The sequence below is a fragment of the Geobacillus vulcani PSS1 genome, assembly GCF_000733845.1.
GTDB lineage: Bacteria > Bacillota > Bacilli > Bacillales > Anoxybacillaceae > Geobacillus > Geobacillus vulcani.
In genome coordinates, this window is record NZ_JPOI01000001.1 from 705,001 (window position 1) to 725,367 (window position 20,367).

The window sequence follows — 20,367 nt, forward strand, 5'->3', positions numbered from 1 at the left end:
GCGTCTGCCAATTCCGCCACACCCGCTATATGGTGAGCCATGGAGGACTCGAACCTCCGACCCTCTGATTAAAAGTCAGATGCTCTACCTGCTGAGCTAATGGCTCATAGTGATCATAACACTCTAAGTACTGACGAGTTCTACCTGCCTCTTCCTCTACCAGCTGTTTCGAAGAAGCCTGGTGCGTCGAGGCAACTCGCAGTCAACTCGAAGATGCATTGCTCGTTACTGAACTAATGGCTCATAATACTTTCTTTCCCGCCGAGTTGGCAAGCTTGCGGGTATGTATAGAGATAAAAAATGGCTGGGCCAGCTGGATTCGAACCAGCGCATCACGGAGTCAAAGTCCGTTGCCTTACCGCTTGGCTATGGCCCAACGATTTGATTGCATGGCGGTCCCGACGGGACTCGAACCCGCGATCTCCTGCGTGACAGGCAGGCATGTTAACCACTACACTACGGGACCGCGAAGCGCAGGGGTGTTCCCCTGCGTGATCAGTGACCCGTACGGGATTCGAACCCGTGTTACCGCCGTGAAAGGGCGGTGTCTTAACCACTTGACCAACGGGCCACGCATACACACATCGGAGTGGCGGAGAAGGCGGGATTTGAACCCGCGCGCCGTAAAGCCACGACCTAACGGTTTAGCAAACCGTCCCCTTCAGCCACTTGGGTACTTCTCCAAAGAAATGGCTCCGCAAGTAGGATTCGAACCTACGACCTACCGGTTAACAGCCGGTTGCTCTACCGCTGAGCTATTGCGGAATAATGACGAAGAAACTGCACCCAAAACTTGCCCTGTCCCTTCCTCTACAAGCATATCCAAGGAAGTCTGATGCGTCAGGACAACTCGAAGTATATTCGATGATGCGCATGCTCGTCGCTGAGCTATTGCGGAATGATGTTTGACAATCGACATTGTTTATTATATTGATCCGTTTACTTTTTGTCAATATGTTTTTTGTTGCTTATCTCATTGTCCATTTGGCGACGGCTTTTATAATTTAGCACACAGTCACTTCAATTGTCAACCTCGTTTTTGCAAAAGTTGTTGATCCCCTGCTTCTATACTGTTAGGGTAAGTCGACCGCGGCAGCGTCCGCAAACATAACGGTCTATGTTGATCCGCCTTTTGCGGCGGTAGGTGAGGCTGCATGACGTGCAAATGTATGTGTAAATCGTTTTCGTCGCTTTTGCATTTCGGGCAAGCGGACGACAATAGCGAGGAGCCCCCACTTTTTGCAGCAACTCGCGGAAGTCGCGGTCGCGGTGGCGGTAGCCTTTCCCTTCAAGGTGTAAATGATAATGACATAACTCATGCTTGATGATGCCGATTAACTCTTCTTCGCCGAACAGCTCATAATGTTTTTGGCTGAGTTCGATGTTGTGGGTTTGCAGTATGTATCGCCCTCCGACAGCACGCAGCCGCGGGTTGAAGGAAGCGGTATGGAGAAACGGTTTGCCGAATGAGTGGATAGAGATTTGTTCAACAAGCCATTGCAGCTGTTTTTGATCCATCGCAGTTTTCTCTCCTTATCTTTTTAGCACGGGACAATGCAGAGCTACATACATTATATACTACCTTTCCGTTGTTAGGGAGGTGACCAAGTTGCCTACATGGCTCAAAAATCAGATGAGACGAGCCTATTATGAGAAAAATCGCGAGCAAATTAAACTGCTGAACCAATGTTGGTTTTTTTATCGGAGAAAACACTGCTCCTAAGGCAGTGCTTTCTCCATTTCACCCTTCCGCCGGCACCATCGACAGCGAAATTCTCCCTCTCGCCACATCGACGTGCTCGACCCATACCTTGACGACGTCGCCGACCGAAACAACATCGAGCGGATGGCGCACGTATTGTTTGCTTAATTTGGAAATATGCACGAGCCCGTCCTGCTTCACCCCAATGTCAACAAAGACGCCGAAGTCGACGACGTTGCGCACTGTTCCTTCGAGCTCCATGCCTGGCCTTAAGTCTTCCATCTTCAAAACGTCTTTTCGCAATATCGGTTTCGGCAGTTCATCACGTGGGTCGCGCTCTGGGCGGCACAGTGCGTCAATAATGTCGCGCAACGTCAGTTCCCCGATGCCGAGCTCGGCTGCCACCGTCTCGATCTCGATGGCTTGCAGCGCCTGGCGCAGTTCAACACTGCCAATGGCGGCGGTCGTAAATCCTAACTTGCGCAACAGTTGCTTCACTTCCGCGTACCGCTCGGGGTGAATCGGCGTGCGGTCGAGCGGTTCATCACCATCAATGATGCGCAAAAAACCGATGCACTGCTCGTACGTTTTCGCTCCGAGCCGAGGAATCGTTTTCAGCTCTTCGCGGCTGCGAAACTTCCCTTGTTCCTCACGACGCTTGACAATGTTTTCCGCAACGGTTTTCGTGAGCCCAGACACGTACTGGAGCAGGGAAACAGAGGCGGTGTTGACGTTGACGCCGACTTGATTGACGACCGTCTCGACGACGAAACGAAGCGACTCAGCAAGCTTTTTTTGCGACACATCGTGCTGGTATTGGCCGACGCCAACCGATTTTGGATCGATCTTGACAAGCTCGGCGAGCGGGTCTTGAACGCGGCGGGCGATCGAGACGGCACTCCGCTCTTCGACTTGCAGGTCGGGAAACTCAGCGCGCGCAAGGTCAGAAGCAGAGTAGACGCTCGCTCCTGCTTCATTGACAATCAAATAAAAGATATCGCGTGGCGCATGCCTCAGCGTGTCGGCGACAAACTGTTCGGTTTCCCGAGATGCAGTACCGTTTCCAATGGCGATTACGTCAACACAATGGTTATCGAGCAGGCGAAGGAGCTTCCCGCGGGCCTCTTCTTTTCGCTCTTGCGGCGGGTGTGGGTATATAACGTCGATGGCAAGCAGCTTCCCTGTTTCATCGACAACGGCGAGCTTGCATCCCGTCCGATAGGCTGGGTCAATGCCGAGCACCGTTTTTCCTTTGAGCGGCGGCTGGAGAAGCAGTTTGCGCAAGTTTTCAGCGAAAATATGGATGGCCCGCTCCTCCGCTTTTTCCGTCAGCTCGTTGCGGATGTCGCGTTCAATGGCAGGTTCCATTAGCCGCTTATACCCTTCCTCGACTGCTTCCGCCACGATGGGAGCGGCTGGAGACGATTCATCAGCGACTGTTTTTCGCCGTAAATAGCGAATGATGTCCTCAACCGGCGCCTTGACCGAGACGCGCAGCACTTCTTCCTTTTCGCCGCGGTTTAACGCCAACACACGGTGCGGAACGATTTTGACAAGCGGCTCTTCGTAATTATAGTACATTTCATATACGTTCTTCTCGTCCTTTTCCGCCGCTTTAACGGTGGAAACAATCGTTCCTTTCCGCCGCGTCTCGTCGCGAACCCATTGGCGCAGAGCGGCGTCATCGGCCACTTTTTCGGCAATGATATCTTTCGCTCCTTGAAGCGCCTCTTCAACAGTTGCGACTCCTTTATCTTCGTTGACGAACATCTCGGCTTGTTGTTCCGGAGTTGGAGCCGATGGGCATGAAAGGAGCCATTCGGCAAGGGGTTCAAGCCCTTTCTCTTTTGCGATTGTTGCTTTCGTGCGCCGCTTTTGCCGATATGGGCGGTATAAATCCTCAACTTGCTGGAGCTTCGTGGCTGCCATAATCTCCTGCGTTAACTCTTCCGTCAACTTCCCTTGCTCGTCAATCAATCGAATGACTTCTTCTTTCCGCTGCTCCAAATGCTGCAAATACTCCCATCTCTCAAGCACTTCACGAATTTGCACTTCATCGAGCGCCCCAGTCATTTCTTTTCGGTAGCGGGCGATAAACGGGATCGTGTTTCCTTCTCGATGGAGCGCAATGACGTTTTCGACTTGCTTCGCTGCCAGCTGCTGCTCGGCGGCAATGACCTCAATGAGCCTCTGTTCGTTAGCCAAGCGATTCCCTCCTTAATGATATTGGGCATAAAAAAAGCGCTACCTATACGCAGCTGCTTTGTGAAACAGTATACATAGATGAAAATAGGGACAGACCGTTCCAGAAAAGCCGATCTGCCCATCTCACCAGCGTGAACACTCGATAATCAAGACCGATGCCGCACGTCAACGCCGCTTTCCCCATCCGCTCGGCCGCCCGTTGGCAACCGAAAACCGTTTTCTCCCTTTCACTGTTATGCTAAACGCAAAGGTTTTTTCGCTCCTATCAAAAGTCGATCAGTCCTAAGCTAATTTGCAGCGCCTCATCGACTTTATCCATCATTTCATCGTCCAAATGAGTGATTTTATCGGTCAGCCGTTGCTTATCGATCGTGCGGATTTGCTCAAGCAAAATGACCGAATCGCGTTCAAATCCATAGCGTTTCGCGTCAATCTCGACATGCGTCGGCAGCTTCGCCTTTTGAATTTGTGCCGTAATGGCCGCTACGATCACCGTCGGGCTGAAACGGTTGCCGATGTCGTTTTGGATCACCAACACGGGGCGCACGCCGCCCTGCTCCGAGCCAACAACCGGGGAAAGGTCCGCAAAATACACGTCGCCACGTTTGACAATCAAAGCATTACCCCCCGCTAACTAAGCGTTCAACGGTGTGGTCGGCCTCGTATTCAGCATGAAACGCTTCAGAAGCGATAGATAAATTGATTTTCGCCATTTCCATGTAGCCTCGTCTCATCGCCTCGCGAATTTGCCGTTTTTTCCGCTCGCGAATGTACATTTTCGTCGCTTGATAAATGAGTTCATTGCGGTTGCCGTTTTCTTGCTTGACGAGCACGTCCAGTTCTGTCAGCAGCGACTGCGGCAAACGAACGACGATTTCCGTTGTTGCGCCAGATTCCGACACAAAGATACACCTCCACGAACTGCAGCCATTCATTGCTTCCACTTCATGATACCATTAAACAACGGCGCTGCAAAGTCATTTCTCCATTTTCTATCCTTTGTCTTCCGAAGCAGATTATTCATCGCTTACCCGCGACCAACAGCGTTTCTCACTTCCATTATACGCTTATTTCGGAAAAAAATACGGGGCACCCGGTAGCTGATCGTGCACGGCACTTCATAATTGATGGTGTCCAAATGGCGGGCGACATCATCGATGGAAATGACCTCGTCCCCTTGGCGGCCGATCAACGTCACCTTCGTCCCGACTGGCAGCGGCCCTGGCAGCCGGATCATGCATTGATCCATGCAGATACGGCCGACGATCGGCGCCCGCTGTCCGCCAACCAACACATGAAAGTGCTGCAGGCGGCGCAGCCAGCCGTCCGCATAACCGATTGGAATCGTGCCGATCCACTCCTCCGTCTGCGCAGTGTACGTCGCACCGTAGCTCACCTTTTCGCCTGGTTGCAGCTTTTTGACGTGTACGAGGCGGCTATGGAGCGAAAACGCCTCTTTCAATTCGTATGGGAGGAACGGCTTGATGTCCGGCGATGGGGCGAGCCCGTACATCGAAATGCCAAAGCGCACCATGTTGAACGCTCGATCGGAAAAACGAAGAGCCGCCGCGCTGTTGGCGCAATGAACGAGCGGGGGCCGCGACGGCAGCCAATCAAGCATATGCAAAAAGCGGGCGTATTGATAAGAAAAGTAATCCGTATTCACTTCATCAGCGGTCGCAAAATGCGTATACACCCCTTCAAGCACAAAAGACGAATGGCGTTCGATCAGGGCCGTGATTCGCTTTGTCTCCTCTTCGTCTTTCACCCCAAGCCGTCCCATTCCCGTGTCCATCTTTAAATGGAAATGAATCGGGATCGAACCGCTATACAGTGATGACGCCTCCTCGAGCCAATCAGAGCGGAACACAGTTAAGGCGATGCGGTGTTCGGCGGCCAACGCCACATCCTCGGGACGAGACGCCCCAAGCACTAAAATCGGGGCATCGATGCCTTTTTTTCGTAAGGCAAGCGCCTCGTCCAAAAAGGCGACGGCCAAGCGGGATGCGCCTGCTTCAAGCGCCGTTGCCGCCACTTGGGCATCGCCGTGCCCGTAGGCGTTCGCCTTGACAACAGCCATGATTTGCGTGTCCTCCAGCAAAAAGCGGCGCAAATTCGCGACGTTGTCATAAATGGCATCCAAATCAATTTCCGCCCACGTATCGCGGTGAAACTCGTCCATCCTCTCTCGCTGCCTTTCTAATCATAGCCAGTTTGAAAGCGCTTGAATCGATTGGATTCCTTTTTTAGTTTACCATGTTCCCGACGAAGACGGAATAGGATGAGCAGCGGAAAAACAAGAAAAACGTCGGAAAACGCTGGACAACGATGACATTCCTCCTGTCTCACCCGTCTTTCTATCCGCAGCGACAAAATAAAACGCGGTTCTCCGCTTCAACGCGGAGAACCGCCTGTTTCCAAAACCGCACTGTCATTTTGCCGCTTTCTCTTGCACTGAGCTGGCGACCATCACCATTTCTTCCGGCGTCAAATCGTCCGAGGCGAGCGTAAACTCCGCCCCATTGTACCACCATGTCAACGTTCGGTCGGTAAGGGCGCCGATTGTAAACCCTAAATCCACTGGATCGCCGTTGACAAGCACCGGCATGCTTGTCGCCGGAAGCACGTTCGCTTTTTCCTGCACAAGCGTAAACGATTTTTTGCCGCCGAATGTCATAATGACGCGCGTGCCGTTTTCACCTTTCACTTCTTTTTCCTCAAGCGCCTGAACCCCTTTCGGGAGCTGGCTCGGGTACATGACGGCCATCGCCTGCTCTTTTCCTTCCGCCATCGTCGGCACCTCAAGGCGGGCGCCAGTCATGTTTTTCTTTGTATCAAACGCATCATCGTCAAACTTTTTGTTAAACTCCACATTGGAAAATTCGACCGTCAACAGCGCTTTCCGGTCCGTATCCATCACTTTGACCGAAACGGGCGCCAAATCTTTTTTGCGCAGTGTAATCTCTTGGGTCGGAACGACCTCATTGTTCGGATAGTTTGTTTTCGTCTCAAACACATAGTAGTCGTCAGTCGCCTTAAACTTCGCCTTCGAATCGCTCAAAATATCTTTCACAAGCGATTCATACAAGTACGCTTGACTGCTGTTTTTCGGCCAGTCGCTCACAAACTTGAAAGTTTTGTTGAGCGCCGGCGTGAAGACGAACACCCCTTCGTCATTGCGCAAAATCATTTGGCTTTGCCTTTTGTCGGCGTTTTTCAAGCTGACGCGGTAGTAGGACGGCTGCTTGTGCCACACTTCAACATGATACACTTGCGGCTTCTCACCGGTGCGGAACGTCATTTTCGCCTCGGCCTGATAACCCGTCATCTCATCCATCTTTTCATCAAGCGCCTTCAGCACCTCTTCCTGCGATTTCGACCCGCAGCCAGCCAAAGCAAATAGAAAAATGATGCCGACCAACGCCATCAGCACGTTTCTGCCCATCGCTTCAACCCCTTTGCCTCATATATCGATTTCTTCCCATGCACTACAATATATGAGACAACATTCGGGAATATGCAGACTAGCTATGGCAAGCATCGGTCGGCGTCAGCGGTCCAAGGCGTTCAATGATGACTTGGGCGACGGCGTAATCGCGGCTATGGGAAATGGATAGATGCACGATATCGCCCTCGCTGCCGCAGCGGACGACCACGCTTGGTTTCCCGCTCGCATCGGAAACGATCTCGATGTCTTGAAACGATAGATGCCCCCCGATCCCCGTTCCGAGCGCTTTGGCGTACGCTTCTTTAGCCGCAAATCGTCCGGCGAGAAACTCTGCCTGCCTTGTGGGCGGCAGCTGATCGAACTGCCTCTTCTCCCGCGGTGTCAAAATCCGATCTGGAAATTTTTTACTCCGTTCCAGAAGAGAACGGACCCGTCCCAGCTCGATAATGTCAATGCCGATGCCGACGATCACGATTTTCTCACCTATCTTCCGTCTGTCCTGACAGCTGGACAAATTTTTTATCGTTGTTGGGCATAAGATGGCTTATATAAACAACGTTCCACTTCCGCCAAGAAGGGAGACCGAGCCGTGCTTCAACATGCAAGCGATGTCCGCTCATTGATCCGCCGTTCTCCTGTCGTCGCCACCTTGTTGTTCATTCACATTCTGGTATGGCTGTTGTTTTCGCTTCCCTTCACTGTGCTCGAGCCCGTTTGGCAATACGCCGTTGGGACGAACGGCGCCATTCGCCATGGAGAATACTGGAGGCTTGTCAGCCCGCTCGTGCTGCATCGCGATTTTCACCATATGGCCGCCAACAGTTTGTCCTTATGGCTGCTTGGCCCCTGGTTGGAGCGCGCACTTGGGAAAGGAAAATTTTTGTTTCTGTATATCGGAGGCGGCGTCGGTGCCAATGTCGCCACCGTCTTTCTTCTGCCGCCGCTATACACCCATGTCGGGGCATCAGGGGCCATTTTCGCCTTGTTTGGCATGTACAGCTATCTCGCTTTGTTCCGTCGCGACTTAGTCGCCCCCCGCTATGCTCAGCTGCTGCTTTCGGTCATGGCGGCTCATTTGCTGCTTGGGGTGATGGAACCAAACGGGAATGTATTGGCCCATCTATTTGGCTTCGCCGTCGGCGGCTTGCTTGCCCCGTTTTTGCCGATCCACCCAAAGCGGCCGTCGTTTTTCGCAGTTCGGCCATGAAAAAACGGCGCTTAATGCGCCGTAACCCGCCGTCTTTTCGTCCGGCTGCGGCCGGAACCATCCGGGCGACCGCCTCGCTTCTTCTCCCGTTTTACCGCTAAAGGCGGCTCTTCCGTCAGTTGCACCGGCGTTGTATCCGGCTCGCGCGTTAACATTTTCAAGCAGGCAGCCACAATCGTCACCGAATCATGCTCCTCAAGCAGTTCTTCCGCCGCCCGTTTGTAAAACGACAAGTTTTCGGTTTCCACGACGTTAAGGAGCTTTTCGATGGCGATGCGCTGCTGGCCTTCGAGCGCCTCATCAAGCGTCGGCGGCTTCATCCGCTCCATTTTGCGCTTTGTCGTCCGCTCAATGTGGTGAAGCTGGCCGATCTCCCTTGGGGTGACAAACGTCATCGCCACCCCGGTCTTGCCGGCCCGCCCGGTGCGCCCAATTCGGTGGACATAGCTTTCCGGGTCCTGCGGAATATCAAAGTTGTACACGTGCGTCACACCGGAAATATCCAAACCGCGCGCCGCAACATCCGTCGCCACTAAAATTTCAATCGTTCCTTCCTTAAACTTGCGCAGCACCGACAGCCGCTTCGCCTGGCTTAAGTCGCCGTGAATGCCTTCCGCTGCATAACCGCGCAAGTTGAGCGCCTCCGCCAGCTCATCGACGCGCCGCTTCGTGCGGCCGAACACGATCGCGAGCTCTGGCGCCTGAATATCAAGAAGCCGCGTCAAAATGTCAAATTTCTTTTTCTCATGCACTTCCAAATAGTATTGTTGGATGTTCGGCACGGTCATTTCCTTTGCCTTGACCTTGACAAGCTCTGGTTCATTCATGAACCGCTCGGCGATCCGGCGGATCGGATCCGGCATCGTCGCCGAAAAGAGAAGCGTTTGGCGTTCGGCCGGCACATGGCTTAAAATCGCCTCAATATCCTCGATAAAGCCCATATTGAGCATTTCATCCGCCTCATCGAGCACAACCGTATGCACATGGTCAAGGCGGAGCGTCCTACGGTTGATATGGTCGATAATGCGGCCCGGCGTGCCGACGATCACATGCGGATGTTTTTTCAAAGCGCGGATTTGCCGCTCGATATCTTGACCGCCGTAAATCGGCAAGACGCGCACCCGCTTGACGGCGCCGATTTTGTACAGCTCTTCTGATACTTGAATGGCGAGCTCGCGCGTCGGCGCGACCACAAGCGCCTGAATGGCGCCGTTTTTCACATCCACTTTTTCTACGATCGGAATGCCGAACGCCGCCGTTTTCCCCGTTCCGGTTTGCGCTTGGCCGATGACATCTTTATTTTGCAGGCTGAGCGGAATCGTCTTCGCTTGAATCGGGGTCGTCTCTTCAAACCCCATCCGCTCGATCGCTTTCATCACTTCTTGGCTTAATCCTAATTCTTGAAATGTCGTCAATGTTATTCAAACTCCTTATAAAAAATCGTCCCTGTATTCGTGGGAAAGGTTTGACAGTTATCATACCATGTTATGCGGCGATTTGCAATGTTGAGCGCAGGCGCCGCGCAAAAATGTTTCCACCTCAGCAAACAGAACATGCCGATCGATGCTATGACAAACATGATGGAACGAATTGGGCAAAAACAATAACTTTTTTTCCGCCGATCCAATCTGCTCATATAAATAATAGGCGCTTTTTAGCGGCACAATCCCATCTTTTTCTCCTTGCACAATGAGCGCAGGCGCCGTGACGCACGGAAGTCGGGGACGCACAGCGCGCACGAGTTTGCGAAACTCCCTGACAGCTGAAAACGGGGTCGCCATCATTTTGTTTCGATAGCGGAGAAACAGCGGGTGTTCCCGCGCCCCTTTCCATCCGTTGGCAAACATCTCACGGATGTCGCGCCATAATTGCCTTGGGTTCACATAATAAAACGCCGCACTCAACAACACAAGCTTGGCGACCGGGTATTTTTCCGCCAAGTAGACGGCGATCACTCCACCCATTGAAAACCCAATGACATGCACCACACTGCAACGGTGATGGAGCGCTAAAAACGCTTGTTCCGCCGCCGCGATCCATTGGTCGTATGTAATTCCTTTCAACCGCAGTTCGCTTCCGTGGCCCGGCAAGGTCGGCGTTTCGATCAGCCAATCGGTCCGCTCCCGCAAATAATTGGCCAGCGGCGTCACTTCTTCTGGACTTCCCGTAAACCCGTGAATACATAAACAGCCGATCATCATTTCCACCCCCGTCCGAATGAAAAGCGGCGCCTGTGACGCCGCTTTTCGTTTTCCTCGGGTTGCTTGATGTTACCCCCAATATCGAAGCAGCTCTTCCAATTTCATGCCGCGCGATGCTTTCAATAAAACAATGTCATCCGAAGTCGCGATGGAACGCACGGCCTCGGCCAACGCTGCTTTATCGTCGAACTCCCTCACCCGCCAATCATCAAAAAATGGGGCAGCCGCTGCGGCGATATGGTGTGCCAGCGGCCCGTAAGTGAACACATAGTCCACCATTCCCGGCCGCAACATCTCCCCAATCTCTCGATGAAACGCCACTTCTTCGTCACCAAGCTCCAGCATATCGCCCAATACGGCGATTTTTTGCCGATAGCCGCTCAATTCTTGAAGGAGCATCAAGGCAGCGCGCATCGATGTCGGGCTGGCATTGTAGGCGTCATTAATCACGGTAAAGCCATATTTCGTCTTGACGACTTCCGTACGCATGCGCGTCACTTGCAGGCGGGAGAGAGCCGCGTCGATGTCTTCCCAATCGATGCCGAAAAAGCGGGCGACCGCAATGGCGGCGAGCGCGTTGTATACATGATGTTTGCCTAATACCGGCATAAACAACGTCCGGCCGGGAAGCGCATTGACGACAAACGATGTTCCTCCCGCTTCAATGCGCACATCGGTCGGATAGTAATCGTTTTGTTCGTCCGCCCCGAACGTCACGACATGGCGGGGAAGAGGCAGCTTCGGCACACGCTCCGTCAAAAGCGGCTCATCGCCGTGGTAGACGAATAGCCCATCATGATGCAAACCCGCCAAAATTTCCAACTTCGCCTTGGCGATGCCTTCCCGCGACCCGAGCTCCTGCAAGTGTGCTTCTCCAATATTCGTGATGACCGCTGCATCCGGACGGGCGATCATCGTCAGCCGCTCGATTTCGCCAAACCCGCTCATCCCCATTTCGACAACCGCCATCTCCGTCCCTTCGTCAAGCGCAAGGAGCGTCAGCGGCACGCCGATGTGATTGTTCAAGTTTCCTTCGGTCTTTTGCACTCGATAGTGGGTCGCCAGCAGCGCAGCGATCATATCTTTTGTCGTCGTTTTGCCGTTGCTGCCAGTGACGCCGACCACCTTCAATCCAAGCTGCTCGCGATAGCGGGCGGCGAGCCGCTGCAGCGCCAAAAGCGTGTCATCTACAACGATCACGGGCACGCCTTCCGGCGGCGTTCCTTCTCTTGCCGCCCAAAGTACGGCGGCGGCTCCTTTTTGCGCCGCTTCTTGGACGAAATCGTGGCCGTTAAAGGTCGCACCGCGCAACGGAACGTACAAGTTGCCAGCTTGGATCGTCCTTGTGTCGGTTGACACACCACTGACGGCCATATTCTCCCATTCCGGCTTTAGGCACCGCCCGTCAGCCATTTCGGCGATTTGCCGCACTGTCCGTTTGATCATCGGCTCTCACCTCGTTTCCTTTTTGAACGTGTACGTGATCGTCTGCTTTTCTTGGTGCCGTTCCAATGCGAGCGCGATGAGCCGCTCGATCAGCTCGGGGTACGGCACACCGCTGTGCTGCCAAAGGAGCGGGAACATGCTGTATGGCGTAAAGCCTGGCATCGTGTTCACTTCGTTGATATAAACGGCGCCATCTTTGGCGAGGAAAAAATCGACGCGCGCAAGTCCAGACAAATCCAGCGTCCGAAACGCCGTAAGAGCCATTTGTTTGATCGTCTCATACTGTTCTTTCGTGACGTCGGCTGGGATGATCAATTCGGTTTGACCGTCTTCGTATTTTGCTTCATAATCGTAAAATTCCTTTTTGGGCACAATTTCGCCAACGACCGAACAAATCGGCTCGTCATTGCCGATCACGCCGATTTCAATTTCGCGGCCGACGATCGCCTCTTCAATAATAATTTTCCGGTCATACTGAAAGGCCTCGATAAATGCGGCTTTTAAATCACCCCGCTGTTTGCATTTGGAAATGCCGACGCTCGAGCCGGCATTGGCTGGCTTGACAAAGCATGGGTAGCCAAGCTCTCGTTCGATCCGGTCATACATCGCTTCACCGCTTTTTTGCCAGTCATACTTCGTCACGGCAATATATTTCGCCTGGCGCAACCCAGCCTGGGCAAACAAGTTTTTCATCATGACTTTATCCATCCCGACCGCCGAGGCAAGCACCCCGTTGCCGACATACGGAATGTTCAACATCTCTAGCAACCCTTGCACGGTTCCGTCTTCGCCGTTCGGCCCATGCAAAAGCGGGAAAATGACGTCGATCGTTTCCTCACTTCCTTCCACAGCCGAGTCAGCAGCTGGAACTTGGTTCAAGGAAACCGGAATCAAAGCAGTCGCCGCCGAAGTGAATTGCAGCTGCTTGATCTCCTCGACCGGTCCCGTCAGCTGTTTCCCCTTGATCCATTGTCCTTCTGGTGTAATGTAAATCGGAATGACATCGAATTTATGAGGATCAATGGCGTTCATCACCGCCATCGCTGTCGACAGCGATACTTGATGTTCCGGCGATTTGCCGCCGTATAACACGCCAACTCTTGTTTTCATTATCGTTCCTCCTCTTTCCTTGGCCATCGTTCCTATTGTAACACGTTTCGCGCCCAACGGTCTGATATTTTATATGTACGATAGAGGTTGTTTCGCCACCCACATAAACGACAAGGCACAAAAATGAGGCTGTCTTAAAACGTAGTTCGTCCCAAAGCACAACATATCGTTTTCCAACAGTTGTTTTATACGTACATACAGGAGTAAGAAAAGGTGCCCCGATCCTTTTGGGACACCTCCTCTCACTACGGACGCAACACGCGCCAAGCCATGCGCTGCGGCATGGCCGCCACCACTTCGGCAAGCGCTTCTTGCCCTGTTTTTTCGATGCCGGCAAAGTAATCGGACACACGGCGGAAAAACCGGTTTTTCTCCACATCATCCATCAACAAGCGAAGCATGTGCTGCTCACCGTTTTCTGGCCGGACCAAATGATAAATGAGGCCGTTTCGCTGCAAATATTGCAAATTGATGCGCTCCTGCCCGGGCAGGCAATCGATGGTAAAAATCGGGATGCGTTTATGAAGCAGCTCGCTGACCGTCACCCCGCCTGGTTTCGTAATAACAGCATCCGCCTCTTCATACAGCCGATTCATCTCTTCCGGGTCATCAATGTATGGAAGAGGCCGAATATGGGGCAGCTGCCAGCTGGCGATTTCCTCGTACAGCTGGCGATTAGCGCCGCACAGCACCGAATAGCGGAACAACGTTGACGTACGAGCCGCCCGCAAAAACGCCATCATATTGCCGAGCCCTTGGTTTCCGCCGGCGACAAGCACATGGATGGGCTGCGGCCTGCGCCGTGCTTCTTGGCGATTCATGAATGCGTCATGAACGGGAATGCCGGTGACGATGATGCGTCCTTTGTCAACCCCGTATTTCGTAATCAGCTCCCATTTCGCCTCTTGATGGGGAACAAAATGATAGTCAATCAACCGTTTCCCCCAAATGCTGTTCATAAAAAAGTCGGTGTAGACATTGACAACTGGAACCGTCAGCACCCGCTTCCGCTTCAGCCGCTGCAAAATGCGCGACGGAAACGAATGAGTGCAGACGATTAAATCCGGCTGTTCTTCTTCCACCATCTTTTTCATTTTGCTTTCAAAATAAGGAAGCCATGGCTCAAACGAAATGAACTCAAAACGGGGCGGATCTTGATACATCAGCGTTTTGTACACGCGGTGATACGAAGCAGGATGCGAGCGAATCCAGCGCAAATAGGCCTCTGACACCATTTTTTCCATCCGTTCATTGCAGTAGCTCAAAAAATCAATCTTTTGGCTTTCGACCGCTGGAAACTGGCGGTGCAAGAAATCGATCAACGTATCAGCCACTTTATGGTGTCCCGTATTCATTTGAAACAGCGGCAAAAACAACACTTTCATCATCGATCGCACCCTTTAGCTTTCGAAAGATTTTTTGCGCCTCCGCTGCCCGACCCATGCCGCCAACAAAAACAGCAAAAACAACGCCAAACCGGCAAGCGGAAAAGAAATCAGAGGGATATGGATACGCTGGCCGAGCCAAAGCCCCGCCGCGGTCAACGGAACTGCCCAACCTGCCGTTCCAAGCGCCGAAAGCAACAGAAACGGCCCGAACGGAAACCGGCTCACTCCCGCCATATACGGGCAAATTTGCCGTACCCCCGGAGCATAGCAACCGAACAAAATCCCCCATTTGCCATAGCGTCCAAACCAGCTCCGCGCCCGCTCCCACCGTTCGCCCGTAATCCCAACATATTTGCCGTACTTTTGCAAAAACGGCGCCCCCCACCACCGGCCAGCGCCGTATGCCGTCACCATGCCGGCCATCGCCCCTCCCCAACATGAAACGAGCGTCGGTCCAAGCAGCAGCTGCTCCTTCGCGACCATGACGCCGACAAAAAAGAGCAAGCTTTCCTCTGGCGCCGGAATGCCGACAATGCCGCAAAACAAAAATAAAAACAGCATCACATACCCGTATGACTGGACATACGGCAACCATACGCTTGTATCCATAGCTCCCCCACTACATCGCCGAGATTTGTGTATTAGTTTGCACATTTCTTAGTTCCGTAATCGTCACCCAGCGCATCTTTTTCGCTGCTTCATCCTTAAACAGCAGCTCAAGCGCTGACAACATTTGCTCTGGCGCGCGTTTGTCAGCCCCTAACGCATCCCCGTTATCATGAAGCACAATCACCGCCCCGCCGCGTATGGCTGAACGCAAGCGTCGGAACAACTCCATTGTACCAATTTTTTCGTTCCAATCGCCAAGAATATGCGACCATAACACCGTCGTATACCGTTTTTGCACGATCGGCGTCCAAGCATTAAAATGGCCCCACGGTGGGCGGTAATACACCGGCCGTTTTCCTGTCGCCCGCTCAATGGCTGCGGCCGCACGGCGCACCCCCCAATCGAGCCAAAGCGGCGGAAGCAACCAGTTGCTGATATGACGGTAATTATGGATGCCGACTTCGTGCCCTTCTTCCACCATTCGCCGCACGATCTCCGGATGGCGCTCCACTTTTCGCCCCACAACAAAAAATGTGGCCTTCACGCCATATTTCTTTAATAAATCAAGCAACTTTGGCGTATAATACGGGTCGGGGCCGTCATCAAACGTCAGCGCCAGACAATCGGATGCCGTTCCCTCCCGAAACAAACGCACCTGCTTTTTGCGAATGATAATCGTAGGCACAATCCCATAAATGGAAATTCCCACAATGAAACAAATGAACAGCCAAGCCCACATGGCATTCACCTCTTGATTGTACTTTACCAGTATTTCTTCTCTCTGAAAATAGAAAAATGAACTTTTCTATTAGATATCATCATGATGTAGATGTTCGAATGAGAAATCGAAAAGAAAATCATAAAAATTTCGCATAGACCGTCCAGTCTTCTTATACGAATAGCGCCATCGCTTGGTTTCCTCCCAAAGCGAAGTGGAATCTGCTATAATACATAAACGATACACATGCGATTAAAAAAGACAGGTGATCCGCATTGCGAAAAAAAATCATCTTAACCGGCGGCGGCACAGCCGGCCACGTGATGGTCAACGTCGCTCTCATCCCGAAATTGAAAGAGCTTGGATGGGATATCGTCTATATCGGCTCCCATGAAGGGATTGAACGGGAGATTATCGGCCGCATCGACGGCGTGCCGTACTATTCGGTTTCGACCGGAAAACTGCGCCGCTATTTTGACTGGAAAAACTTTAAAGATCCATTCAACGTGCTGAAAGGCGTTTGGCAAGCGTACCGCCTGATCCAAAAAGAAAAACCGGACGTCGTCTTCTCAAAAGGTGGCTTCGTCTCCGTTCCCGTCATTCTCGGCGCTTGGCTGAACGGCGTACCGTCGGTGATCCATGAATCTGACTTCACCCCGGGGCTTGCAAATAAAATCGCCATGCCGTTTGCGACAAAAATCTGCCTTACCTTTCCCGAAACGAAGCAATACGTCAACGTCGATAAAGCCGTCTACGTCGGCGCCGTCGTCCGCGAAGAGCTGAAACACGGAAGCGCCGAACAAGGAAGAAGGATATGCCAGTTCGACGACAGAAACAAACCGGTCTTGCTGGCGATGGGCGGCAGCTTAGGCTCAAAAAAAATCAACGACGCCTTGCGCGCCAATTTATCGACGCTTCTTGCCGAATTTGACATCATCCACATTTGCGGCAAAGGGAACATCGACACAAGCCTTGCAGGCCAAAAAGGATACAAACAGTTCGAATACGTCAACGAAGAGCTGCCCCACCTATTGGCCTTAGCCGACATCGTCGTCTCCCGCGCCGGGGCGAACGCCATTTTCGAACTGCTCGCCTTGCGCAAACCGATGTTGCTCATCCCGCTCTCGAAAGCGGCAAGCCGCGGCGACCAAATCCTAAACGCCCGCTCGTTTGAAAACGCGGGCTATGCGGAAGTGCTGATGGAAGAAGATCTGACAAACGAATCGCTCCAAGCCGCCATTCGCCGCCTATATGAAAACAAAGACCGCTACCGAAAAAACATGGAGAAAGCCGGTGCAAGCGATCCATTGCAAACGCTGCTTTCCATCATTCAAGACACCGCCCGCTTGTAAAAACAGGCGATGCCCCATGCGGCCAACCGTGGCCGTTTTTCGGCATCGCCTCGTTTTATTTTCATTCCCCCATAATGAGCCTTTTCTTCTTTGCACCGACCCAAGCCGGCAACGGTTGATATCCGAAACACATGGTCGCACAGGATGTCGATATGATCCCACTGATGGCTCGTCAGCACAATCGTTTGTCCACCCTCCACGTTTAAGCGTTCGCGTAGGTGGAAGAGCGTTCAATGCGGAAACCATCTATATTCTCATTTGCCCCCATCCTCCACCGGCCAAAGGAAAACCGTCCGACGGAACAAATCCGCCAGACGGCGCGGCTAGAAGTATAAGACAGAAATGACAACGGCCAACACAATCCGATACACCGCAAACGGCACGAGGCGGATGCGGTTGATGAGCTGCAGGAAAAAGCGGATCGCAAGCAAGGCAAAGACGAAGGCGCTCAAAAAACCAGCGATGAAAAACGGAATATCGGCGGCCGTGACGTATTGCCAGTTTTTCAACAGCGACAGCCCGCTCGCCCCAGCCATGATCGGAACGGCCATAATGAACGTGAAATCGGCGGCGGCGCGATGGCTCATGCCGACGAGTACCCCGCCGGCGATCGTCGAACCGGAACGGGAAAAGCCGGGCCATAAGGATAAACATTGCACTAAGCCGACGAGAAACGCCTGTTTGTATGTCATTTGGTCGACCGTCTGCGCCCGCGCGGCTTTTTTCGCAAATGTATCAGCGACAATCATTAACAGCGCACCGAGCACAAGACCGATGAGCACCGTTTTGGTTGAGAACAAATGTTCATCAATATAATCTTCAAACAACACGCCGAGCACCCCGGCCGGGAGCAGGCCAATGATGACGTGAATGAGCGTCAGCCGCGGATGTCCGCCCGGATGGCGGCCGCGAAAACCAAGCAAATCAAGAAATCGGTCTTTGAACACGACCACAGCGGCCAAAATCGAGCCGAGCTGAATGACGACTTTAAATGTATTCGCCGCGTACTTGCCTAAAAACTCGGTGGATTTCAGCCAAAGATCGTCAACAATAATCATATGACCAGTGGAGGAAACAGGGGCGAACTCGGTCAACCCTTCGACCATTCCCAAAATGACGGCCTTCCACAATTCTATCCAGTGCATTCGTTCCATCCTTTCTGCGCAGGATCGTCCTCTGTATACATATGGACCAAGCGGACGAAATAATACTCCGCTTTGGGCCGCACCTGCTCTATTGTACTACAAATCATTCGTTTCTACTACTCTCACGTTTTGGGTGTGGCGTTATGTTGAAGAGGATGCCCGTCATCATTCAGCGGAACGAGATGGATTACCTTTTCCCTTGCTCTCCACGCCGTTGTAGGTAATGATACAAAGCGCCGAGCAAGTTCGCGTCGTTTTTGAACTGGCACGTCTCCACCACCGGCTGGACTTTGGCAATTGGAACGAGCGACAATATCACCGAAAGCCGCTTGTTGATTTCGTCGACGAAATCGGGGCGGCTGCTAATCCCCCCGCCGACAATGATCTTCTCCGGATCGTACGCATATTGCAAATTAAAAATGCCTTGTGCTAAGGAGAAGTAAAATCGATCGATCGCCTTTTGCGCGGCTTCATCGCCGCTCTCAGCCAACGCAAATACTTTTTCACCATCCAACTCCCTTTCCGCCTCCCCTCTTTCCTCAGCCGCCATCCGGATCAGAGCACTTGTCGCCGCCAGTTCGCTCCATGTTTTGCATTCGATCCTTCCGTTCTCATAGCGGACATCCATCAACATATAGCCAAATTCCCCGCCGTGCAAATGCGCCCCTTTATGGATGCGCCCGTCTTTCACGATCGCCCCTCCGATGCCGGTGCCGACAATGACAAAGGCGATGTCGCGACAGTGCCGCCCCGCTCCTTTCCATAATTCACCAAGTGCTGCGCAGTTCGCGTCATTTTCCAGTTCTACCGGCAGGCCCGTCGCCCCGCCGAATACTTCTTTAAAGTTGGGACCGTGAATGCAAGGCAAGGCGCTGCTTCCACCGATGACGCCGCTTTCGCTGTCCACGCTTCCTGCGGAACTGATCGCGATGCCGGAAAGTGGATAGTTTACCTGCGCTTGGCGAATGACGTTAAGCAAGTCATCGCGAAACTGATGAAAGTCATGCCGCTCCGAACGGTAACGCCCCTTTTCTAAAAAGTCGCCGTGCTCGTTCATGACAGCATGTTTCACATACGTACCACCAATATCAAAAACGATGTAGTAGGACACCGATGACGCCTCCTCCTTTTATCCTTTCTCCCGTCCAGCTTCATTAGGCTTGGCTGTTTCTCCATTTTTTATGTATTCGCCGCTGGTCCATCCGCTCCTCCCTGCCGCAATAAAGAGGCCGCTCCACTTGGCGGGAGCGGCTCGTTTCTATTATCGTTCATATCCCATCGACAACGCTTTTTGCGCGTTGCGGACGTCGTTGTGAAGAAGCTGGGCAAGGTCGTATGCCGAATAGTGGCCGCGTTCATACATGTAGTTGAACGCTTTTTCATGCGTTTCAATCGCCTTCAACAAGTGTCTAACAAATGTTTTGCGCAAAACGGGTGTCGCTGTTTCCGTAATGGCAGCAGCATAATTGCGCACGGCTGTTTTGGAAAAGCCAAGCAAGTCGCCGGCGTGCAAGGCGCGGTCGCCATCATCATGGTCGCGGTTTTCTCCCATTATAGGTGCCGCCGGAATGAAGGCGAGAAGTTCGCGCAAATTCGTTTCCAATCCTTGAATCGTCTCAACGTACAATTTTTTCAACTCCGGACAATCGACTTTCCCAATCGTCTTTTTCATTTTCATCAATCCATTGGCTTGAAAAGCGATCAGTTCATGCAGCTCCAACGTTTCGTGCCAAGCCAAATGGCGATGGCCGTACGTATCATTCATTTTGTTTCCTCCTCGTTTTATTTTTCCATTTACTGTATATTCCTGCTAGGAAGAAACGGTCACCGTTGTAC

General features: G+C 52.5%; 20 protein-coding genes and 7 tRNA genes (1 of these 27 only partly in view). 3 read left to right on the plus strand and 24 right to left on the minus strand.

What is annotated here, in order from left to right:
* The 8 genes from N685_RS0103820 to N685_RS0103855 form a co-directional block, all read right to left on the minus strand.
* A tRNA-Leu gene (locus N685_RS0103820) sits at nucleotides 1-26 on the minus strand (it extends 56 nt beyond the left edge of the window).
* 4 nt (nucleotides 27-30) lie between these two features.
* Nucleotides 31-106, minus strand: a tRNA-Lys gene (locus N685_RS0103825).
* A 195-nt stretch (nucleotides 107-301) separates the two neighbouring features.
* Nucleotides 302-376 (minus strand) — tRNA-Gln (locus tag N685_RS0103830).
* A 14-nt stretch (nucleotides 377-390) separates the two neighbouring features.
* Nucleotides 391-466: transfer RNA gene (locus N685_RS0103835), tRNA-Asp, on the minus strand.
* Between the two features lie 33 nt (nucleotides 467-499).
* Nucleotides 500-571 (minus strand) — tRNA-Glu (locus tag N685_RS0103840).
* Nucleotides 572-590: 19 nt separating this feature from the next.
* Nucleotides 591-683: transfer RNA gene (locus tag N685_RS0103845), tRNA-Ser, on the minus strand.
* Nucleotides 684-690: 7 nt separating this feature from the next.
* Nucleotides 691-765: transfer RNA gene (locus N685_RS0103850), tRNA-Asn, on the minus strand.
* A 300-nt stretch (nucleotides 766-1,065) separates the two neighbouring features.
* Nucleotides 1,066-1,518 carry a SprT family protein gene (locus tag N685_RS0103855; protein WP_031406025.1) on the minus strand — a complete coding sequence of 151 codons (453 nt, stop codon included), beginning with the start codon at nucleotides 1,516-1,518 and terminating at the stop codon, nucleotides 1,066-1,068.
* Between the two features lie 91 nt (nucleotides 1,519-1,609).
* Here N685_RS0103855 and cmpA point away from each other — a divergent pair, with 91 nt between their 5' ends.
* Nucleotides 1,610-1,723 (plus strand): cortex morphogenetic protein CmpA, encoded by a 114-nt coding sequence (gene cmpA, locus N685_RS19480; RefSeq protein WP_013144046.1) that lies wholly within the window; start codon nucleotides 1,610-1,612, stop codon nucleotides 1,721-1,723.
* Between the two features lie 18 nt (nucleotides 1,724-1,741).
* Here the strand turns inward: cmpA and N685_RS0103860 are convergent, their stop codons facing one another.
* The 6 genes from N685_RS0103860 to acpS all read right to left on the minus strand — a co-directional run bounded on the left by N685_RS0103860 (nucleotide 1,742) and on the right by acpS (nucleotide 7,827).
* Nucleotides 1,742-3,907, minus strand: a complete 2,166-nt coding sequence (locus N685_RS0103860; protein ID WP_031406028.1) for a Tex family protein — start codon at nucleotides 3,905-3,907, stop codon at nucleotides 1,742-1,744.
* A gap of 265 nt (nucleotides 3,908-4,172) precedes the next feature.
* Nucleotides 4,173-4,523, minus strand: coding sequence for a type II toxin-antitoxin system endoribonuclease NdoA (gene ndoA / locus N685_RS0103865; protein WP_003253417.1), 351 nt, complete (start codon nucleotides 4,521-4,523; stop codon nucleotides 4,173-4,175).
* Nucleotides 4,524-4,527: 4 nt separating this feature from the next.
* Nucleotides 4,528-4,809 carry a CopG family ribbon-helix-helix protein gene (locus tag N685_RS0103870; RefSeq protein WP_013144044.1) on the minus strand — a complete coding sequence of 94 codons (282 nt, stop codon included), beginning with the start codon at nucleotides 4,807-4,809 and terminating at the stop codon, nucleotides 4,528-4,530.
* A 125-nt stretch (nucleotides 4,810-4,934) separates the two neighbouring features.
* The gene (gene alr, locus N685_RS0103875; protein WP_031406037.1) at nucleotides 4,935-6,089 is read right to left on the minus strand and encodes an alanine racemase; all 1,155 of its coding nucleotides are present in this window, start codon (nucleotides 6,087-6,089) and stop codon (nucleotides 4,935-4,937) included.
* Nucleotides 6,090-6,338: 249 nt separating this feature from the next.
* The gene (locus tag N685_RS0103880) at nucleotides 6,339-7,352 is read right to left on the minus strand and encodes a LolA family protein (RefSeq protein ID WP_031406039.1); all 1,014 of its coding nucleotides are present in this window, start codon (nucleotides 7,350-7,352) and stop codon (nucleotides 6,339-6,341) included.
* Between the two features lie 79 nt (nucleotides 7,353-7,431).
* Nucleotides 7,432-7,827 carry a holo-ACP synthase gene (gene acpS, locus N685_RS0103885; RefSeq protein WP_031406041.1) on the minus strand — a complete coding sequence of 132 codons (396 nt, stop codon included), beginning with the start codon at nucleotides 7,825-7,827 and terminating at the stop codon, nucleotides 7,432-7,434.
* Between the two features lie 117 nt (nucleotides 7,828-7,944).
* On the opposite strand from acpS, the gene N685_RS0103890 reads away from it, so the two are divergent.
* On the plus strand, nucleotides 7,945-8,562 hold the full coding sequence (locus N685_RS0103890) for a rhomboid family intramembrane serine protease (RefSeq protein WP_031406043.1): 618 nt from the start codon (nucleotides 7,945-7,947) through the stop codon (nucleotides 8,560-8,562).
* 11 nt (nucleotides 8,563-8,573) lie between these two features.
* Here N685_RS0103890 and N685_RS0103895 read toward each other — a convergent pair whose 3' ends face one another.
* From N685_RS0103895 to N685_RS0103925, 7 genes are all read right to left on the minus strand, one after another.
* Nucleotides 8,574-9,938, minus strand: a complete 1,365-nt coding sequence (locus N685_RS0103895; protein ID WP_407059691.1) for a DEAD/DEAH box helicase — start codon at nucleotides 9,936-9,938, stop codon at nucleotides 8,574-8,576.
* A gap of 99 nt (nucleotides 9,939-10,037) precedes the next feature.
* The gene (locus N685_RS0103900) at nucleotides 10,038-10,760 is read right to left on the minus strand and encodes an alpha/beta hydrolase (protein ID WP_031406046.1); all 723 of its coding nucleotides are present in this window, start codon (nucleotides 10,758-10,760) and stop codon (nucleotides 10,038-10,040) included.
* Nucleotides 10,761-10,832: 72 nt separating this feature from the next.
* Nucleotides 10,833-12,209 (minus strand): UDP-N-acetylmuramoyl-tripeptide--D-alanyl-D-alanine ligase, encoded by a 1,377-nt coding sequence (locus N685_RS0103905; protein WP_031406049.1) that lies wholly within the window; start codon nucleotides 12,207-12,209, stop codon nucleotides 10,833-10,835.
* Between the two features lie 6 nt (nucleotides 12,210-12,215).
* Nucleotides 12,216-13,319, minus strand: coding sequence for a D-alanine--D-alanine ligase (locus N685_RS0103910; protein WP_031406051.1), 1,104 nt, complete (start codon nucleotides 13,317-13,319; stop codon nucleotides 12,216-12,218).
* A gap of 245 nt (nucleotides 13,320-13,564) precedes the next feature.
* Nucleotides 13,565-14,707 carry an MGDG synthase family glycosyltransferase gene (locus tag N685_RS0103915; RefSeq protein ID WP_031406053.1) on the minus strand — a complete coding sequence of 381 codons (1,143 nt, stop codon included), beginning with the start codon at nucleotides 14,705-14,707 and terminating at the stop codon, nucleotides 13,565-13,567.
* A gap of 12 nt (nucleotides 14,708-14,719) precedes the next feature.
* Nucleotides 14,720-15,316 (minus strand): DedA family protein, encoded by a 597-nt coding sequence (locus N685_RS0103920; protein ID WP_031406054.1) that lies wholly within the window; start codon nucleotides 15,314-15,316, stop codon nucleotides 14,720-14,722.
* A 10-nt stretch (nucleotides 15,317-15,326) separates the two neighbouring features.
* Nucleotides 15,327-16,055: a polysaccharide deacetylase family protein gene (locus tag N685_RS0103925; RefSeq protein WP_031406056.1), complete on the minus strand. Its 729-nt coding sequence runs from the start codon at nucleotides 16,053-16,055 to the stop codon at nucleotides 15,327-15,329.
* A gap of 254 nt (nucleotides 16,056-16,309) precedes the next feature.
* On the opposite strand from N685_RS0103925, the gene N685_RS0103930 reads away from it, so the two are divergent.
* Entirely contained in the window at nucleotides 16,310-17,386 is a 1,077-nt protein-coding gene (locus N685_RS0103930; RefSeq protein ID WP_031406058.1) for an undecaprenyldiphospho-muramoylpentapeptide beta-N-acetylglucosaminyltransferase, read from the plus strand.
* Nucleotides 17,387-17,709: 323 nt separating this feature from the next.
* Here the strand turns inward: N685_RS0103930 and N685_RS0103935 are convergent, their stop codons facing one another.
* The 3 genes from N685_RS0103935 to N685_RS0103945 form a co-directional block, all read right to left on the minus strand.
* Nucleotides 17,710-18,531 carry an undecaprenyl-diphosphate phosphatase gene (locus tag N685_RS0103935; protein WP_031406059.1) on the minus strand — a complete coding sequence of 274 codons (822 nt, stop codon included), beginning with the start codon at nucleotides 18,529-18,531 and terminating at the stop codon, nucleotides 17,710-17,712.
* 187 nt (nucleotides 18,532-18,718) lie between these two features.
* Complete coding sequence (locus N685_RS0103940) at nucleotides 18,719-19,642, minus strand: ROK family protein (protein WP_031406061.1); 924 nt, start codon at nucleotides 19,640-19,642, stop codon at nucleotides 18,719-18,721.
* 150 nt (nucleotides 19,643-19,792) lie between these two features.
* The gene (locus N685_RS0103945) at nucleotides 19,793-20,296 is read right to left on the minus strand and encodes a spore coat protein (protein WP_031406063.1); all 504 of its coding nucleotides are present in this window, start codon (nucleotides 20,294-20,296) and stop codon (nucleotides 19,793-19,795) included.
* Nucleotides 20,297-20,367 lie beyond the last annotated feature (71 nt).

Bases quoted from the DNA above. Each gene is read 5' to 3' on its own strand.
- N685_RS0103925 (WP_031406056.1), bottom strand. From the start codon at position 16,055: ATGTGGGCTTGGCTGTTCATTTGTTTCATTGTGGGAATTTCCATTTAT.
- N685_RS0103915 (WP_031406053.1), bottom strand. From the start codon at position 14,707: ATGATGAAAGTGTTGTTTTTGCCGCTGTTTCAAATGAATACGGGACAC.
- N685_RS0103935 (WP_031406059.1), bottom strand. From the start codon at position 18,531: ATGCACTGGATAGAATTGTGGAAGGCCGTCATTTTGGGAATGGTCGAA.
- N685_RS0103855 (WP_031406025.1), bottom strand. From the start codon at position 1,518: ATGGATCAAAAACAGCTGCAATGGCTTGTTGAACAAATCTCTATCCAC.
- N685_RS0103905 (WP_031406049.1), bottom strand. From the start codon at position 12,209: ATGATCAAACGGACAGTGCGGCAAATCGCCGAAATGGCTGACGGGCGG.
- N685_RS0103880 (WP_031406039.1), bottom strand. From the start codon at position 7,352: ATGGGCAGAAACGTGCTGATGGCGTTGGTCGGCATCATTTTTCTATTT.
- N685_RS0103900 (WP_031406046.1), bottom strand. From the start codon at position 10,760: ATGATCGGCTGTTTATGTATTCACGGGTTTACGGGAAGTCCAGAAGAA.
- N685_RS0103920 (WP_031406054.1), bottom strand. From the start codon at position 15,316: ATGGATACAAGCGTATGGTTGCCGTATGTCCAGTCATACGGGTATGTG.
- N685_RS0103945 (WP_031406063.1), bottom strand. From the start codon at position 20,296: ATGAATGATACGTACGGCCATCGCCATTTGGCTTGGCACGAAACGTTG.
- N685_RS0103910 (WP_031406051.1), bottom strand. From the start codon at position 13,319: ATGAAAACAAGAGTTGGCGTGTTATACGGCGGCAAATCGCCGGAACAT.
- alr (WP_031406037.1), bottom strand. From the start codon at position 6,089: ATGGACGAGTTTCACCGCGATACGTGGGCGGAAATTGATTTGGATGCC.
- N685_RS0103895 (WP_407059691.1), bottom strand. From the start codon at position 9,938: ATGAAAGCGATCGAGCGGATGGGGTTTGAAGAGACGACCCCGATTCAA.